At 58.6% G+C, this 14,854-nt stretch carries 15 protein-coding genes; 11 read left to right on the plus strand and 4 right to left on the minus strand.

Features of this window, described 5'->3' with window-relative positions; genetic code table 11:
- Positions 1 to 12 precede the first annotated feature (12 nt).
- Positions 13 to 1,524 (plus strand): YifB family Mg chelatase-like AAA ATPase, encoded by a 1,512-nt coding sequence (locus tag AC2FLE_RS08220; RefSeq protein ID WP_496696382.1) that lies wholly within the window; start codon positions 13 to 15, stop codon positions 1,522 to 1,524.
- On the opposite strand, the gene gshB is transcribed toward AC2FLE_RS08220, so the two are convergent.
- Genes gshB through rsmI form a run of 3 tightly spaced genes read right to left on the minus strand, consistent with a single transcriptional unit; the run spans position 1,521 to position 3,744 of the window.
- Complete coding sequence (gene gshB, locus AC2FLE_RS08225; protein ID WP_496696384.1) at positions 1,521 to 2,453, minus strand: glutathione synthase; 933 nt, start codon at positions 2,451 to 2,453, stop codon at positions 1,521 to 1,523. The genes AC2FLE_RS08220 and gshB overlap by 4 nt on opposite strands.
- A 60-nt stretch (positions 2,454 to 2,513) precedes the next feature.
- The gene (locus tag AC2FLE_RS08230; RefSeq protein ID WP_496696385.1) at positions 2,514 to 2,885 is read right to left on the minus strand and encodes a YraN family protein; all 372 of its coding nucleotides are present in this window, start codon (positions 2,883 to 2,885) and stop codon (positions 2,514 to 2,516) included.
- 1 nt (position 2,886) lies between these two features.
- Positions 2,887 to 3,744, minus strand: coding sequence for a 16S rRNA (cytidine(1402)-2'-O)-methyltransferase (rsmI, locus tag AC2FLE_RS08235; RefSeq protein ID WP_496696387.1), 858 nt, complete (start codon positions 3,742 to 3,744; stop codon positions 2,887 to 2,889).
- Between the two features lie 87 nt (positions 3,745 to 3,831).
- On the opposite strand from rsmI, the gene AC2FLE_RS08240 reads away from it, so the two are divergent.
- The 3 genes from AC2FLE_RS08240 to murJ are packed head-to-tail and all read left to right on the plus strand — an operon-like array spanning position 3,832 to position 9,321.
- Complete coding sequence (locus AC2FLE_RS08240; RefSeq protein WP_496696388.1) at positions 3,832 to 5,004, plus strand: penicillin-binding protein activator; 1,173 nt, start codon at positions 3,832 to 3,834, stop codon at positions 5,002 to 5,004.
- A complete protein-coding gene (locus AC2FLE_RS08245; protein ID WP_496696390.1) occupies positions 4,964 to 7,783 on the plus strand; it encodes a [protein-PII] uridylyltransferase in 2,820 nt (939 codons plus the stop codon). The genes AC2FLE_RS08240 and AC2FLE_RS08245 overlap by 41 nt, the downstream gene beginning before the upstream one ends.
- Positions 7,780 to 9,321, plus strand: a complete 1,542-nt coding sequence (gene murJ / locus AC2FLE_RS08250) for a murein biosynthesis integral membrane protein MurJ (RefSeq protein ID WP_496696392.1) — start codon at positions 7,780 to 7,782, stop codon at positions 9,319 to 9,321. Before AC2FLE_RS08245 ends, murJ begins: the two co-directional genes overlap by 4 nt.
- Here murJ and AC2FLE_RS08255 read toward each other — a convergent pair whose 3' ends face one another.
- Positions 9,322 to 10,008 carry a rhomboid family intramembrane serine protease gene (locus AC2FLE_RS08255; RefSeq protein WP_496696394.1) on the minus strand — a complete coding sequence of 229 codons (687 nt, stop codon included), beginning with the start codon at positions 10,006 to 10,008 and terminating at the stop codon, positions 9,322 to 9,324. It lies immediately after the preceding gene.
- Between the two features lie 86 nt (positions 10,009 to 10,094).
- Here AC2FLE_RS08255 and trpS point away from each other — a divergent pair, with 86 nt between their 5' ends.
- The 7 genes from trpS (at position 10,095) to AC2FLE_RS08290 (ending at position 14,787) form a co-directional block, all read left to right on the plus strand.
- Positions 10,095 to 11,123 (plus strand): tryptophan--tRNA ligase, encoded by a 1,029-nt coding sequence (gene trpS, locus AC2FLE_RS08260; protein ID WP_496696396.1) that lies wholly within the window; start codon positions 10,095 to 10,097, stop codon positions 11,121 to 11,123.
- 60 nt (positions 11,124 to 11,183) lie between these two features.
- On the plus strand, positions 11,184 to 12,047 hold the full coding sequence (locus AC2FLE_RS08265) for a branched-chain amino acid aminotransferase (protein ID WP_496696398.1): 864 nt from the start codon (positions 11,184 to 11,186) through the stop codon (positions 12,045 to 12,047).
- Positions 12,048 to 12,107: 60 nt separating this feature from the next.
- Positions 12,108 to 12,563, plus strand: a complete 456-nt coding sequence (locus tag AC2FLE_RS08270) for a universal stress protein (RefSeq protein WP_142635548.1) — start codon at positions 12,108 to 12,110, stop codon at positions 12,561 to 12,563.
- A 10-nt stretch (positions 12,564 to 12,573) separates the two neighbouring features.
- Positions 12,574 to 13,167 (plus strand): 2-hydroxychromene-2-carboxylate isomerase, encoded by a 594-nt coding sequence (locus AC2FLE_RS08275; RefSeq protein ID WP_496696400.1) that lies wholly within the window; start codon positions 12,574 to 12,576, stop codon positions 13,165 to 13,167.
- A gap of 69 nt (positions 13,168 to 13,236) precedes the next feature.
- Entirely contained in the window at positions 13,237 to 13,800 is a 564-nt protein-coding gene (locus AC2FLE_RS08280) for a NifU family protein (RefSeq protein ID WP_271948391.1), read from the plus strand.
- Positions 13,790 to 14,377 carry a tRNA (adenosine(37)-N6)-threonylcarbamoyltransferase complex dimerization subunit type 1 TsaB gene (tsaB, locus tag AC2FLE_RS08285; protein WP_496696402.1) on the plus strand — a complete coding sequence of 196 codons (588 nt, stop codon included), beginning with the start codon at positions 13,790 to 13,792 and terminating at the stop codon, positions 14,375 to 14,377. The genes AC2FLE_RS08280 and tsaB overlap by 11 nt, the downstream gene beginning before the upstream one ends.
- The gene (locus AC2FLE_RS08290; RefSeq protein ID WP_496696404.1) at positions 14,374 to 14,787 is read left to right on the plus strand and encodes a GNAT family N-acetyltransferase; all 414 of its coding nucleotides are present in this window, start codon (positions 14,374 to 14,376) and stop codon (positions 14,785 to 14,787) included. Before tsaB ends, AC2FLE_RS08290 begins: the two co-directional genes overlap by 4 nt.
- Positions 14,788 to 14,854 lie beyond the last annotated feature (67 nt).

Genomic DNA, 14,854 nt, shown 5'->3' on the forward strand with positions numbered 1-14,854 from the left:
AGCAGGTCGTTCATGGTCGCTCGTTCTCATACAGTCGCCTTTCAAGGTGTCGACGCCCGCCCGGTCGAGGTGCAATGCGCGGTTTCACCGGGGTTGCCTGCCTTTTCCATCGTCGGCCTGCCCGACAAAGCAGTTTCAGAGGCCCGCGATCGCGTCCGAAGCGCGCTAAGCTCGATGGCCATTGCCCTACCGTCAAAGCGTATCACCATCAACCTATCCCCCGCTGACCTGCCCAAAGAAGGCAGCCATTTCGACCTGCCCATTGCGGTGGCTCTGCTGTCAGCCCTGGAAATCATTCCCAAGGACGCGGCTGAAGGGGCCGTTTCACTGGGGGAATTGTCACTGGACGGGTCTCTTGTGCCTGTTGTCGGGGCGCTTCCTGCCGCGATGACCGCCGCGGCCGAGGACCGAACCCTGCTGTGCCCTCGGGCCTCCAGCGCCGAGGCGGCTTGGGTTGACGCTACTCAGGTGATCGGCGCTGAATCTTTGGGCGATGTTGTCCGCCACTTCTCGGGCCAAGCCCCTTTGCCCGCTGCCCTGCCCGGCGAGGTCAACTTTTCCCGCAGCACCCGCGACCTGCGCGATGTCAAAGGGCAGGAGCGGGCGAAACGCGCGTTGGAGATTGCCGCCGCAGGGCGGCACCACCTGATGATGATCGGCACGCCGGGGTCCGGGAAATCCATGCTGGCCGCGCGCCTGCCGGGGATCTTACCGCCCCTGACACCGGCCGAGGCGCTTGAAACCTCGATGATCCAATCCCTGTGCGGCCTGCTTGACGAAGGCGGCATCAGCCGCACCAGACCATTTCGCGAGCCGCATCATACGGCATCGATGGCGGCCATTGTTGGTGGAGGGAAAGGAGCCAAACCAGGAGAAATCTCATTAGCCCATAACGGGGTTTTGTTCATGGACGAATTTCCCGAATTCCCACGAACCGTTCTGGAAACCCTGCGCCAACCCATCGAAACCGGAGAGGTCATGATTGCACGTGCCAATGCGCATGTGAAATATCCCTGCCGCTTTATGCTGGTTGCCGCCGCCAACCCCTGCAAATGCGGCTACCTGACAGATCCGGCGCGGGCCTGCTCGCGTGCGCCGGTCTGCGGCGAGGATTATCTGGGGCGCATTTCAGGCCCGCTGATAGATCGGTTCGACCTGAGGTTCGAGGTACCTCCGGTCGGGTTCACCGACCTTGACCTGCCTTCATCCGGGGACAGTTCGGCCACAGTTGCCGCGCGTGTCGAGCAGGCGCGTGCGGTTCAAGCGCAAAGATACACTGGAACGTCCGCGCGCCAGAATGCGGATGTTGAGGGCAATGTGCTGGAAGAAATCGCCGCGCCGGATGCCGAAGGAAAAGAGCTGCTGTTGAAAGCGGCTGAGAAATTTGGTTTGTCAGCGCGCGCCTTTCACCGCATCTTGCGGGTCGCGCGCACCATCGCCGATCTGGACGGCGCATCAGATGTCCGAAGACCCCATGTGGCCGAGGCGCTGAGCTTTCGCATCAGCGCCAATATTGCATCTTAAAGCCTGGCTTCGATGGCCTGCCAAATCTTTTCTGCGATGTTCACGCCATCAAATCGTTCCAATTCCTGAATTCCGGTTGGCGAAGTCACGTTAATCTCGGTCAGGTAATCGCCGATTACATCGATACCAACAAAAACCTGCCCTTTTTCCTTCAACAAAGGTCCAATGGCTGCGCAAATCTCAAGATCGCGATCCGTCAGACCAACCTTTTCGGGCCGTCCCCCCACATGCATGTTGGATCGTGTTTCACCTTTGGCGGGAACACGGTTGATTGCACCCACAGCCTGACCGTCCACCAGAATGACCCGTTTGTCGCCATTGCTGACATCGGGCAGGAATTTCTGAACGATCAGAGGTTCGCGCGAAAACCCGGTGAACAACTCGTGCAAAGATGTCAGGTTCCGGTCGTTGCCATCCAACCGGAACACCCCCGCACCGCCATTTCCATAAAGCGGTTTCAGGATAATATCGCCGTGCTTTTCTTTGAACGCCTTAATCGTCTGCAGATCGCGGGCGATGGTTGTCGGTGGCGTCAGATCAGGGAAATCCAGCACCAGGAGTTTTTCGGGATAGTTCCGAACCCAGAATGGATCATTTACCACCAGCGCCTGTCCCTTAAGCCGGTCCAGCAGGTGGGTAGAAGTGATATAGTGCATGTCAAACGGGGGATCCTGACGCAGCCAGACCACGTCGAACTCGGCCAGATCAACCTCGCGCTCGGGCCCCAATTCTGCCGGGTTTCCGGCCACGCGCTGCACCGTCATATCGTGGCCGCGGGCCGTGATCCGGCCCTCCTGATAAGCCAGTTTGTCAGGGCTGTAGAAGAACAGCATATGCCCGCGCGCCTGTGCCTCTTCGGCCAGACGGAATGAGCTGTCGGCATTGATATCCACGGCCCCGATCGGGTCCATCTGAAAGGCAATTTTCATGGCGTGTCCCTCAGTTTCACGCCAGATACATGGCCCAGCCAGGCCGGGGGTTCAATGGGGTCAGACCTGATCAAAGGCGTTTTCGATGATTTGCACCGCGCCAAACGCATCCACCAAAGCCGCATCAAACCGAACATTTGTCAGCTGGCCGTTGGGTTCCCCTTCCAGAAATTGGGCGGCCGAGGCACAGATACGGTCCATCTGGCGCCGTTTGATCCGGGCAGCAGCCATCTCAAAGCTTGTGCTTTTCTTGACCTCGACGAAAACCAATCCGTCACCGTTGCGGACGATCAGATCAATCTCGCCCCCTGCCCCGCGCCAACGGCGATGTGCTATGGAATATCCCCGCCGCTCGTAATCTGCCGCAACCTGCTGTTCCGCCGCCTGACCCGCATGATAAGAAACCGAACATCGGACAGTGCGTGAGGTCATCTTACCCTTTCCCGAGTTTCAGCGCCTTCTGATAGATCGGTCGACGCGGCAGTTTATACATCTGCGACACCAAATCCGCCGCATCGCGTACTGAATGAGTTTCCAGGGCGCGTATCAAAGCCTCTTCTATGTCTGAATCGTTAACAGTTTCCGAAGCGCCACGGTCTACCAGCAGAACAATTTCGCCTTTGACCGTCTGACTCGCCAATTCTTCTGCCAGGTCTGCCAGCGACCCGCGCCGAACTTCTTCGAATTTCTTGGTTAATTCGCGGCACATCGCGGCCTGCCTGTTTTCCCCTAGAACCTCAGCCAGATCCGACAGACAGGACGCTACACGTTTCGGAGATTCATAAAATACCAACGTCCCAGGCACATCTCGCAGCGTCTCGATCCGCGTCCGGCGCGCGCCCGAGGCATTGGGCAAAAACCCGGCAAAGAAAAAGGCATCCGTCGGCAAACCAGCCAGCGTCAGCGCCATCAGCGCGGCGGAGGGCCCCGGCGCGCAGGTGACCATATGCCCCGCCTCGGCCGCTTGCCGCCCCAGATCATAGCCCGGGTCCGCAATCAGAGGCATTCCGGCCTCAGACGCATAGGCCACCGATTTCCCCTCAGCCAGCGCGTCCAGGATTTTGCCGCGGGCGCCTGCACCGCTGTGATCGTGATAGGCAAGAATGCGGCGCCCCTCGAGCGGAACGCCGTGAATCTCCATCAACCGGCGCAGGCTGCGCGTGTCTTCGGCGGCGATCATGTCCGCCGACGCCAACACGTCTAGCGCCCTGAGCGTAATGTCGCGCGCCGCCCCGATCGGAGTGGCAACAAAATACAGGCCCGTGCCCAATTTGACTTTTTGAAAATTCAAAGCTGGACCCTCACAGCGTGACGTCTATTATCGCGGCGCAAATAATGGCAGCATCCCAAGCCGCCGGATCAGGGAGTTTTCATTTAGATGTTTACCGTTTGCAAGCCCGTTCGCAAGTTGGCGCGTGCAGCCGCCGTCTTGGCCACCGCGACCATTCTGACGGCGTGTGACGTCAGCAGTATCGGCGGAGGCCCGTCGATCAACACTTCAAAACCTGTACCGGTTGCTTTGCTGGTTCCGGCTGGATCTGGAAATTCCGGGGACGCTGAACTGGCGCGCAGCCTTGAAAACGCAGCCCGCCTGGCGATGTCCGATCTGCAGAATGTACAGATTGATTTGCGGGTCTACGACACCCGGGGCAATTCGGGTACCGCCGCAACAGTCGCGCAGCAAGCCGTGGCAGACGGTGCAAAGATAATCATCGGTCCGGTCTACGCCCAGGCGGCAAACTCAGCTGGTCTTGCGGTACTGAACAACAAGGTCAACCTGCTGTCGTTTTCGAACAATACCAGCATCGCAGGCGGCAATGTCTTCGTGCTTGGCCCCACTTTTGGAAACACCGCCAACCGGTTGGTCAACTATGCCGGTTCGCGCGGCAAGACCGGAACGGTCATCGTGCATAGCAACGATGCCGCCGGGCGGCTTGGACAATCGGCTATTGCAACCGCGCTGAGCAACAGCCGAGTGGGTAATGCAGGCACGGTCGGCTATGACCGCTCTCAGCAGGGGGTCATCAACTCGGTGCCGACAATCAAGGCTACTGTGGCGTCCTCGGGGGCGGATTCGATCTTTCTGACTTCGACCACTGCAGGGGCGTTGCCGCTGTATTCCCAGCTTCTACCAGAAGCAGGCGTTTCCCCGGCAACCACGCAATATATGGGCCTGACTCGCTGGGACATCCCGGCCCAGACACTGGAACTGCCAGGCGTTCAGGGTGGCTGGTTCGCATTGCCGGACCCATCCAAGGCACAGGCTTATCGTCAGCGGTACAACAACACATATGGCGAGGCACCACATCCGATCAGTGGCCTAGCCTATGATGGCATAGCCGCGATTGCTGCCTTGGTCAGCCAGGGCAAATCCGACGCTCTGACAGCATCTGCCCTAACTCAGAACGCCGGTTTTCAGGGCGTTGGCGGTATCTTCCGTCTGCGACCCAACGGTACGAATGAACGTGGTCTGGCCATTGCCACGATCCAGAACAAACAGGTGGTTGTGATTGACCCTGCCCCACAAAGCTTCTCTGGCGCCGGATTCTGATCGGCTGGCTCTGACACTCATCCCAAGGGGTGACCTGATTTGCCAGCCCGAAGAAATCTTTGACTGCGCAGCCGTTATGGCACAGCTGTCAGAGGCCTTCGACAAGACATCTGATAACGCCGAACGGCGCGGCGAAACCGTGCGGATTTTGCGCAACGTCCAGAAATCCGGTCGTCAGGCAATCGCCGATGCCTTTGTCCGCGATCCATTTGATGCGCGGCGGCTGACCCATTCCTATACCTACCTGACCGACGGGCTGGTCTGCACCGCGATGCAAGTGGCCAGTCGCGAGCTTCACCCGCTGGCCACGCCGACACAGGGAGAAAAAATGGCCGTGCTGGCAGTGGGCGGCTATGGGCGTGGGGAAATGGCCCCGTCCTCGGATGTCGATCTGCTGTTTCTGACCCCCTACAAGATCACTGCCTGGGCCGAGAGTGTGATCGAATCCATGTTGTATATCCTGTGGGATCTGCGGCTGAAGGTCGGGCATTCTTCGCGCACCATCAAGGATTGCCTGCGCCTGGGATCCGAGGATTTTACCATTCGCACCGCGATGTTGGAACAGCGCTATTTGGCTGGCGACGCCGATCTGGCAAATGAGTTGGAAACGCGCCTGAAAGACGATCTGTTCAAAGGCACTGAGCGCCAGTTCATCGAGGCCAAGCTGCAGGAACGCGACGCGCGCCATCTGAAACAGGGCGAGCGGTATATGGTCGAGCCCAACGTAAAAGAGGGCAAAGGCGGATTGCGCGACCTGCAATCGCTCTACTGGATTGCCAAATATATTTACGGCGTTCAGGACGTGGCCGAGTTGGTACCGCTGGGTCTGTTCACCCCCGAGGAATTCAGCACTTTTGTGGAAGCCGAGGATTTCCTGTGGGCCGTTCGCTCGCATTTGCATCTGGTGACCGGGCGCGCAACCGAACAACTGTCTTTTGACATGCAGGTCGAGGTTGCTTCCCGAATGGGATACGAAGACCGGGCGGGTCGTCGGGCGGTCGAAGTGTTTATGCAGCGCTATTTCCGCGAGGCCACGAAGGTTGGCGAGCTGACGCGCATCTTCCTGACCAAACTCGAGGCGACGCATATGAAAGGCGCGCCTCTGCTAGAGCGTATTTTCCGCCGCCGCCCCAGGATCAAAGCCGGATACAAAGTCGTCCATGGACGTCTGGACGTAGCCGACCCGAACAAGTTTCTGGCGGACAAGCTAAACCTTCTGCGCCTGTTCGAGGAAGGTCTGCGCACCGGCATGCTGATCCACCCGGACGCGATGCGGCTGGTCAGCGCCAACCTGAACCTGATTGATGACGACATGCGCGAAGACAAAGAGGCGCGGCGCATCTTTCTCGACCTGATGCTGAAACACGGCAACCCGGAACGCGCCCTGCGCCGCATGAACGAACTGGGGGTGCTGTCGGCCTTTCTGCCCGAGTTCGAACACATCGTGGCGATGATGCAGTTCAACATGTACCACAGCTATACGGTGGATGAGCACACCATTCAGTGCATCGTCAATCTGGCCCAGATTGAACGCGGAGAGTTGGGGGAATCCCTGCCGCTGGCGTCTTCAATCCTGGAAGGAGGGGTCAATCGCAAGGTTCTGTATGTTGCCCTGCTGATCCATGACATTGCTAAGGGGCGACCCGAGGATCATTCGATTTTGGGCGCACAGATGGCCCGCAAGATTGCACCTCGGCTGGGTCTGAACAAATCGGATTCAGTAACCGTGGAATGGCTGGTGCGGTATCACTTGTTGATGTCGGACATGGCGCAGAAACGCGATATTTCCGACCCGCGCACGGTGCGCGACTTTGCCAAGGCCGTGAAAACGGTCAAAAGGTTGGACCTACTGACCGTGTTGACCGTCTGCGACATTCGCGGCGTTGGACCCAACACCTGGAACAACTGGAAAGCCACCCTGCTACGCGCGCTGCATGCAGAAACCAAGCGCGCGCTTGAGACCGGGATGGAAGACCTCAACCGTGCCAATCGCGGTGCCGGTGCCAAAAAGGCGTTGCGGGCCGAGCTGGCGGAATGGACCAAAGCCGCCCTCAAAACCGAGACGGGTCGGCACTATGACCCCTATTGGCAGGGCCTGAACCTTTCGACCCATGTAGAATTTGCCGAGATGCTGAAAGAGCTGGACCGCAGCGGTGATGCTGGCGCGATGGAAATCCGTCTGCACCCGGATGAAGACCGCGATGCGACGCGGGCCTGCTTTGCCATGGGTGATCACCCCGGCATTTTTGCCCGTATCGCAGGCGCTTTGGCGCTGGTCGGGGCCAATGTGGTTGATGCGCGCAGTTACACCACCAAAGACGGCTATGTCACCGATGCGTTCTGGATTCAGGACGCCGATGGCCACCCGTTCGAGGCCAGCCGCTTGCCGCGCCTGACACAGATGATCCACAAGACCCTTAAAGGCGAGGTCGTGGCGCGGGATGCCCTTAAATCACGCGACAAGATCAAGAAACGCGAACGGGCCTTTAACGTGCCGACCCATATCATCTTCGACAATGACGGGTCCGAGATCTACACGATCATCGAGGTCGATACCCGGGACAGGCCCGGCCTGCTTTATGATCTGACACGAACGCTTGCTGCCGCCAATGTCTATATCGCCAATGCGGTGATCGCGACTTATGGCGAACAAGTGGTGGACACCTTTTACGTCAAGGATATGTTTGGGTTGAAATATCACTCGGAAAGCAAGCAGCGCGGGCTTGAGGCCAAGCTGCGCAAGGCCATCTCCGAAGGCGCCGAGCGCGCGGTCTCATGAAACAGATCCGGCTGTTTTCAGGCCTGTTCACTGTCGGGTTCTGGACCCTGGCCAGCCGTATTCTGGGCTTTCTGCGGGAAATCCTGCTGACCGCCTACATCGGGCCCGGGCCAGTAATGGATGCATTCGTCGCCGCCTTTCGCCTGCCCAACATGTTCCGCCGCTTCTTTGCCGAAGGTGCGTTTAACGCAGCCTTTGTGCCAATGTTTTCCAAACGGCTCGAAGGCGGGGAAAACGCGCAAGGCTTTGCACAGGACGCGTTCAACCTGCTGGCCGTGGCGGTGCTGGCGCTGGTCGGGCTGGCGATGGTTTTCATGCCTGGCCTGGTCTGGCTGACGGCCGAGGGCTTTTACGGTGACGACCGCTTCGACCTTGCCGTGGATTATGGATATGTGGTCTTTCCCTACATCTTTTTCATGTCGCTAGCGGCGCTGTTCTCGGGCGTGCTGAACGCAACCGGCCGTTTCGCGGCTGCCGCCGCCGCGCCGATTTTACTGAACATCTTTGCCTGCACAGCACTGATCGCCGGCGCTATATCAGGCGGAGAAGTCATCCGTTGGCTGATCGCCGTCATCCCCATCGCTGGTGTTGCGCAGCTAGCGCTGGTCTGGATTGCAACCGAACGTGCGGGCATCCGTATCCGCCCGGGCCTGCCGAAACTCAGCCCTGAAATGCGCAACATGGTCCGCATTGCGGTTCCGGCCGCCTTGGCCATGGGGGTTACACAGGTCAATCTGGTGGTGGGCCAGCTGGTTGCTTCGAAAACCGAAAAGGCCGTCAGCTGGTTGTTTGCAGCGGATCGCTTGTACCAGTTGCCATTGGGCGTCGTGGGCATCGCCGTCGGCATCGTCCTGTTACCCGATCTATCTCGCCGCCTGCGCGCTGGGGACAAGTCGGGCGCCCGCGATGCGTTTTCTCGCGCAGGTGAGTTTACGTTGCTGTTGACCATCCCGTCGACCGTTGCCTTTGTGCTCATCCCTACCCAGCTGGTCTCGGTTCTGTTCGAGCGCGGACAGTTCACCCCCGAAGACACCGCCGCCACCGCACTTGCCGTGGCGATCTATGGCATCGGCCTGCCCGCGTTCATGCTGCAGAAATTGTTGCAGCCTTTGTATTTCGCGCGTGAAGATACACGCTCGCCCTTTCACTATGCAGTGTTTGCGATGGTCGTGAACGCTGCACTGGCTTTCGGGCTGTATCCGTTGGTGGGATGGTTCGCACCGGCGATTGCCGCCTCGGTGGCCGGATGGGCCATGGTTGGACTGCTGGCCTTGGGCGCGCGAAAAATGGGGGAAGAAGCGCAGTTTGACGACCGGTTCAAGAACAGGGCATGGCGGATCATTGCGGCGTCCCTAGGGATGGGAGCTGTCCTGTATGCCGCTATTGAGCTGTTTGGGTGGGCCTTTGCCCTGGAAGGCTGGCGTTACCTGGCACTGCTCGGCTTGATCATCGTTGCTGCAGTTACGTATTTCCTGCTCGGCCACCTGATTGGTGCATTCAAACTTTCCGAGTTCAGGAAGGCTCTACGTCGATCCTGATTAGTCGCGCCGAATACGCCTGACGATTCGCGCCCACCCACCCGGAGCAACCAGGAACGACAGGGCAAAACCAGTGGCAAAACCGCCCAGATCAGCCACCCAGTCCAGCGTTCCGCCAAACAGCAGGCCGAACAACAACTGAATGCCCATCAAAACGGCGATCAGGCTGAAGGCGCGTGACTGGTTCTCACCCACCAGCGACAGCTTGCGCCAGAGTATCCACGTAAACGCTCCGATCAGCCCATAGACCGGAGGGAACCCACCCACCAGCGGAAAGCGCGGATCCAGCAACAGTGCATAAGCCAGCGCACCACCCACGCCCGACAGCACAAAGATCACCAGCATCTGAACGCTACCAAAAACCTCGGCCACCATTTTACCCATGGCCAGCACAAAGACGCAGACAAAGATGGCCTGCGTGAACGTGCCGGATACAAACGGATAGGTGACAAAGCGGATCAGATGCTCGAACGGCCAGCGCCCGTTTTCCACCATCCAGTCGAAGATATCCGGCGAAAACGAATAGTGCTGCAAAGCGTCCAGGCGCCAGCCTACAGCAGTTGGCCCCCCAATGATCCCGCGCGTACCTAGAGTAAATGCCAGTTCAACCCCCATGATGAACACACACAAAGCCACCACCACGGGCGGCAGAGGGTTCACGGCGGGTGTATAATGCTCACTGCTCATTGGGCGGGCCTTTCGCGGCTGTTGACGTCCCTTTGCCTCATGGGTAAGCGACGGGGGCTGATTTTTCCAGACGGGAGTTCCCTTCGATGACCGATTCCAAGTTCACGCCGCGCGTGTTTTCCGGTGCACAGCCATCCGGTAACCTGCACCTTGGCAACTATTTGGGCGCATTGCGGAACTGGGTTCGGATGCAAGGGTCCAACTATCAGACAATCTACTGTATGGTCGATTTGCACGCGATCACCGTTTGGCAGGACCCCAAAGAGTTGCAGCACGCAACGCGTGAGCTGTGCGCGGGGTATATCGCATCAGGATTAGATCCCGAAAAATCGATCCTGTTTAACCAAAGCCAGGTTCCTGAGCACGCGCAACTAGCATGGATTTTTAACTGCGTTGCCCGGCTTGGCTGGATGCAGCGCATGACACAGTTCAAAGATAAGGCTGGCAAGAACGCGCAGAATGCATCGTTGGGCCTATTCGCCTATCCGGCGCTCATGGCCGCAGATATCCTTGTATATCACGCGACACATGTTCCCGTCGGAGATGATCAAAAGCAACACCTGGAACTAACCCGAGACATCGCAACTAAGTTCAATCATGACTATGGCGTCGATTTTTTTCCGTTGACAGAACCCGTCATCAAAGGTGCGGCAACTCGGGTCATGAGCTTGCGCGATGGGTCAAAAAAGATGTCCAAATCCGACCCCTCTGACATGACCCGGATCAACATGACCGATGATGCCGACACGATCGCCAAGAAAATCCGAAAGGCCAAGACCGACCCGGACGCTCTGCCTTCGGAAGTCGATGGCTTGGACAACCGCCCCGAGGCCCGCAATCTGGTGAATATCTACGCCGCCCTCAGCGATCAGACGGCGGATCAGGTTCTGGCCGACGTTGGCGGCAAGCAATTTGGCGAGTTCAAACCGATGCTGGCCGATCTGGCGGTTGCCAAACTGTCTCCGATCTCGACCGAAATGGCCCGCTTGATGGGCGAAGAGGCCGAGATTGATCGCATTCTGGCCAATGGCGCAGAAAAGGCGCGCGCGATTGCGGCCCCGATCCTGCAGCAGACCTATGACATCGTCGGCATGGTTGGTGCGAAACGGGGCTGATTGGCTCTGGACGTTGCCTTAACGCCTTCCTAGGTTTGCCTCAAAGCTTGGGAGGGCGTCATGGCAGTCGGCAAGAACATCCGCACCTATTTCAACGGGCAATGGCATGATGGGGATGCACCGATCATGCGCGCTGCGGATCATGGCGCATGGCTGGGATCATCCGTCTTTGACGGCGCGCGGTTCTTCAACGGGCTGACCCCGGACCTGAATGCCCATTGCGCCCGCGTGAACCGCTCTGCCGAGGCGCTGATGCTGACCCCCACCGTCACCACAGAGCAAATGGTTGAGATCGTGCGCGAAGGGCTTGAAGCCTATGCGCCCGACACGGCCGTGTATATCCGCCCGATGTATTGGGGCATCGACGGAGATGCGACAGCGATCGTACCGCAGGAAAACAGCACCGGGTTTGCTGTCTGCCTAGAAGAGATTCCGATGGCGCCTGAGACCGCCTCGGCCACGCTGGGACTGACCCGATTCCGCCGTCCTGTACTGGAATCAGCAGTGGTGAATGCCAAGGCCGGGTGCCTGTATCCCAACAACGCACGGATGCTGAACGAGGTACGTGCGAACGGGTTTTCGAATGCTTTGGTGGCTGACGCATTGGGCAACGTAGCCGAAACCGCAACCGCCAATATCTTTATGGTCCGCGACGGCGAGGTCTTTACCCCCGTCCCCAACGGCACCTTCCTTGCCGGCATCACCCGTGCACGACATATCAAAAACCTGCGGGCCGACGGCGTGGCTGTGCATGAGGCGGTTCTGAGTTTCGAGGATTTCTACGGGGCCGACGAGGTATTCATGACTGGCAACATGAGCAAGATCACCCCGGTGACCGCGCTGGAGGACACCCGGTTTCAGGTCGGTCCCATCGCCCGGCGTGCACGCGACCTGTATTGGGACTGGGCCGCCAGTGGGCGTTAGGCTCTGGTTGCCAGCACGCACCTAGTCGGGCATGATCCCCGGAAATGAATGAGGACACCCATGCGCAAGTTCCTAGTGGTTCTGGATGACAGTCGCGAATGCCTGAATGCGATGCGATTCGCGGCTATGCGCGCGGCCCATACCGGCGGCGGCGTAACAATCCTGTCGGTAATCCCACCGGACGAATTCAACCATTGGATCGGCGTTGCCACCGTCATGCGTGAAGAAGCGCGCGAGCGTATCCATGCGCATTTTGAAGTTTTCGCAAAATGGATGCGCGACAAGCAAGACGTTGATCCTGAACTGGCCATCCGCGAAGGCGAGCCCGTTGCCCAGATCATCGAGCATGTGCAATCCGATCCTGATATCGGCGTTCTGGTTCTGGGTGCAGGCACTGACAAAAAGGGACCTGGCCCATTGGTGACTCAACTGACCAAAAACTCAGGCAGCCTGCCGATCCCAATCACTATTGTTCCTGGTGATCTGAGCAAAGAAAAACTCGAAGCGATTACCTGAGGCCACACCGATGCAACGCAGCATTCAATTCTGGTTCGAATTCGCCTCGACCTATTCTTATCTCAGCGCGATGCGTATCGAAGAGGCTGCCACCCGCCATGGCGTCTCGGTCGAATGGCAGCCTTTTCTGCTGGGGCCAATCTTTGCCACCCAAGGGTGGGATAATTCTCCGTTCAATCTGTACCCGGCAAAAGGTCGGTACATGTGGCGGGATATGGAACGCCTGGCCGCCCAGCGCGGCTTGCCATTTGTCCGGCCCGATCCTTTTCCGCAGAACGGCTTGAAAGCGGCCAGGTTAACATTGGCGATTGAAGATCAGGGGCAAAAAGCTGCCTTTGTGCGCGCCGTCTATTCTGCCGAATTTGCCCAAGGGCAGAACATCGCGGATGAGGCTGTTTTGGCCGGATGCCTCAGCTCAGCCGGGCTTGCCGCTGATTTACTTTCCCAGACCCAGAATCCGGCGATCAAAGCAGCGCTTATCGCGCAGACAAAAACCGCTCAGGCCAAAGGGCTTTTTGGCGCGCCCAGCTTTCTGGTCGGGGATGAGCTGTTCTGGGGCGATGATCGGCTGGACGACGCGATAAGCTTAGCTGCGGAAATTTAGAATCGTTCCAATTCTTGACTTCCAGCTCGTGGACCCGCATATCAGAGACAACAGATACGGAGCCGCGCCATGTTCATCCAGACCGAATCCACACCGAACCCTGCAACCCTGAAATTCCTGCCCGGCCAGACCGTGCTGGAAGCGGGCACTGCAGATTTCCCATCGGCTGAGGCTGCGGAAAAGTCGCCGCTGGCCAACCGCATTTTCGCTGTGAGTGGCGTGACCGGGGTATTTTTCGGCAATGACTTCGTAACCGTGACCAAAGCGGACGACGTTCAGTGGGACCACATCAAACCCGCCATTCTGGGCGCGGTGATGGAGCATTACCAGTCCGGCCAGCCGATCATGGGCGCGGATGCCAATGCGGGTTCGGGCCATGCTGAACACAGCGGCGAAGACGCCGAGGTGGTCAACCAGATCAAAGACCTGCTGGACAGCCGTGTGCGCCCGGCAGTCGCGCAGGACGGGGGCGACATCACGTTTCACGGTTTTGACCGCGGCGTTGTCTACCTGCATATGCAAGGCGCCTGCGCAGGCTGCCCATCCTCGACGCTGACGTTGAAGATGGGAATCGAAAACCTGCTGCGTCACTACATTCCCGAAGTGACCGAGGTTCGCCCTGTTGCCGTCTGATCCTATCATTCTGGCGTTTGACACATCGGCCGCGCATTGCGCGGCCGCTTTGTTGCGCGGTGACCGGATTGTTGTGTCTTGTGTCGAGCCCATGTCGCGGGGACAAGCCGAACGTCTGATGCCGCTGCTCGAAGAGGTGCTTTCAGCAGAGCAATGCTCATGGCGCGACCTGTCGGCAATCGGCGTTGGAATTGGCCCCGGAAATTTCACCGGCATCCGCATATCGGTCTCGGCCGCGCGGGGTCTGGCCTTAGGTCTGGGGATACCGGCCATCGGTGTGTCGGGCTTTGACGCACTTGCCACCCTGGACGGAGATGCACTGCCAGCGATCCGCGCGCCCAGGGACCAGGTCTATGTTTCGCGGCCTGATATGGAACCGGAACTGATCCAGCTTGATCAGGCAGAATCGCTGGGTACGCTGATGTTCAACGACAACCCAAAGGCTCAGGTCTGCGCTATTGCCCGCGTGACAGCGCAAAGATGGCAGACCACGACCGAGGCCCCCGCCCCCCTGTACATACGCCCCGCTGATGCGGCGCCCTCCAAGGACCAACCTCCGATGTTGCTGGACGGATGACCCCCGAAGAACTGGCAAATACTCACGCCGCAGCATTCACACAATCGCGCCCCTGGACCGCCACAGAGTTTGCAGAGCTGCTGCAGAATCGCTTTACCCATATCGTAGGTGATGCCCAGTCCTTTGCCCTTTTCCAGGCAATCGCAGACGAAGCCGAACTGCTGACGATTGCCACCCATCCCACAGTTCAGCGTCAGGGATTGGCCCGGAAACGCATGGCGGAATGGCACGCGGCTGCCAAAAAACTGGGCGCCAACCGGGCGATTCTGGATGTTTCCATCGCCAATCAGCCAGCGACAACACTTTACAAGCATTGCGGGTATCGCGTGTGCGGCACGCGCAAGAATTACTATACGATTGAAAATAATCGGAAAATTGATGCCGTCGTCATGGAATGCGATTTAACCTGAGACAGGCCGCGAATTTTCTTGGACCAAATGGTCAAAAATCTGTTGACCGCGGCGGTTGCAAACGGCC

The organism is Ruegeria sp. CDSA077 (assembly GCF_059612265.1).

What these genes read in the sequence shown, in the direction of transcription:
- AC2FLE_RS08220 (WP_496696382.1), top strand. Translation starts at nt 13, where the DNA reads ATGGTCGCTCGTTCTCATACAGTCGCCTTTCAAGGTGTCGACGCCCGC.
- gshB (WP_496696384.1), bottom strand. Translation starts at nt 2,453, where the DNA reads ATGAAAATTGCCTTTCAGATGGACCCGATCGGGGCCGTGGATATCAAT.
- AC2FLE_RS08230 (WP_496696385.1), bottom strand. Translation starts at nt 2,885, where the DNA reads ATGACCTCACGCACTGTCCGATGTTCGGTTTCTTATCATGCGGGTCAG.
- AC2FLE_RS08240 (WP_496696388.1), top strand. Translation starts at nt 3,832, where the DNA reads ATGTTTACCGTTTGCAAGCCCGTTCGCAAGTTGGCGCGTGCAGCCGCC.
- murJ (WP_496696392.1), top strand. Translation starts at nt 7,780, where the DNA reads ATGAAACAGATCCGGCTGTTTTCAGGCCTGTTCACTGTCGGGTTCTGG.
- AC2FLE_RS08255 (WP_496696394.1), bottom strand. Translation starts at nt 10,008, where the DNA reads ATGAGCAGTGAGCATTATACACCCGCCGTGAACCCTCTGCCGCCCGTG.
- trpS (WP_496696396.1), top strand. Translation starts at nt 10,095, where the DNA reads ATGACCGATTCCAAGTTCACGCCGCGCGTGTTTTCCGGTGCACAGCCA.
- AC2FLE_RS08265 (WP_496696398.1), top strand. Translation starts at nt 11,184, where the DNA reads ATGGCAGTCGGCAAGAACATCCGCACCTATTTCAACGGGCAATGGCAT.
- AC2FLE_RS08270 (WP_142635548.1), top strand. Translation starts at nt 12,108, where the DNA reads ATGCGCAAGTTCCTAGTGGTTCTGGATGACAGTCGCGAATGCCTGAAT.
- AC2FLE_RS08275 (WP_496696400.1), top strand. Translation starts at nt 12,574, where the DNA reads ATGCAACGCAGCATTCAATTCTGGTTCGAATTCGCCTCGACCTATTCT.
- AC2FLE_RS08280 (WP_271948391.1), top strand. Translation starts at nt 13,237, where the DNA reads ATGTTCATCCAGACCGAATCCACACCGAACCCTGCAACCCTGAAATTC.
- AC2FLE_RS08290 (WP_496696404.1), top strand. Translation starts at nt 14,374, where the DNA reads ATGACCCCCGAAGAACTGGCAAATACTCACGCCGCAGCATTCACACAA.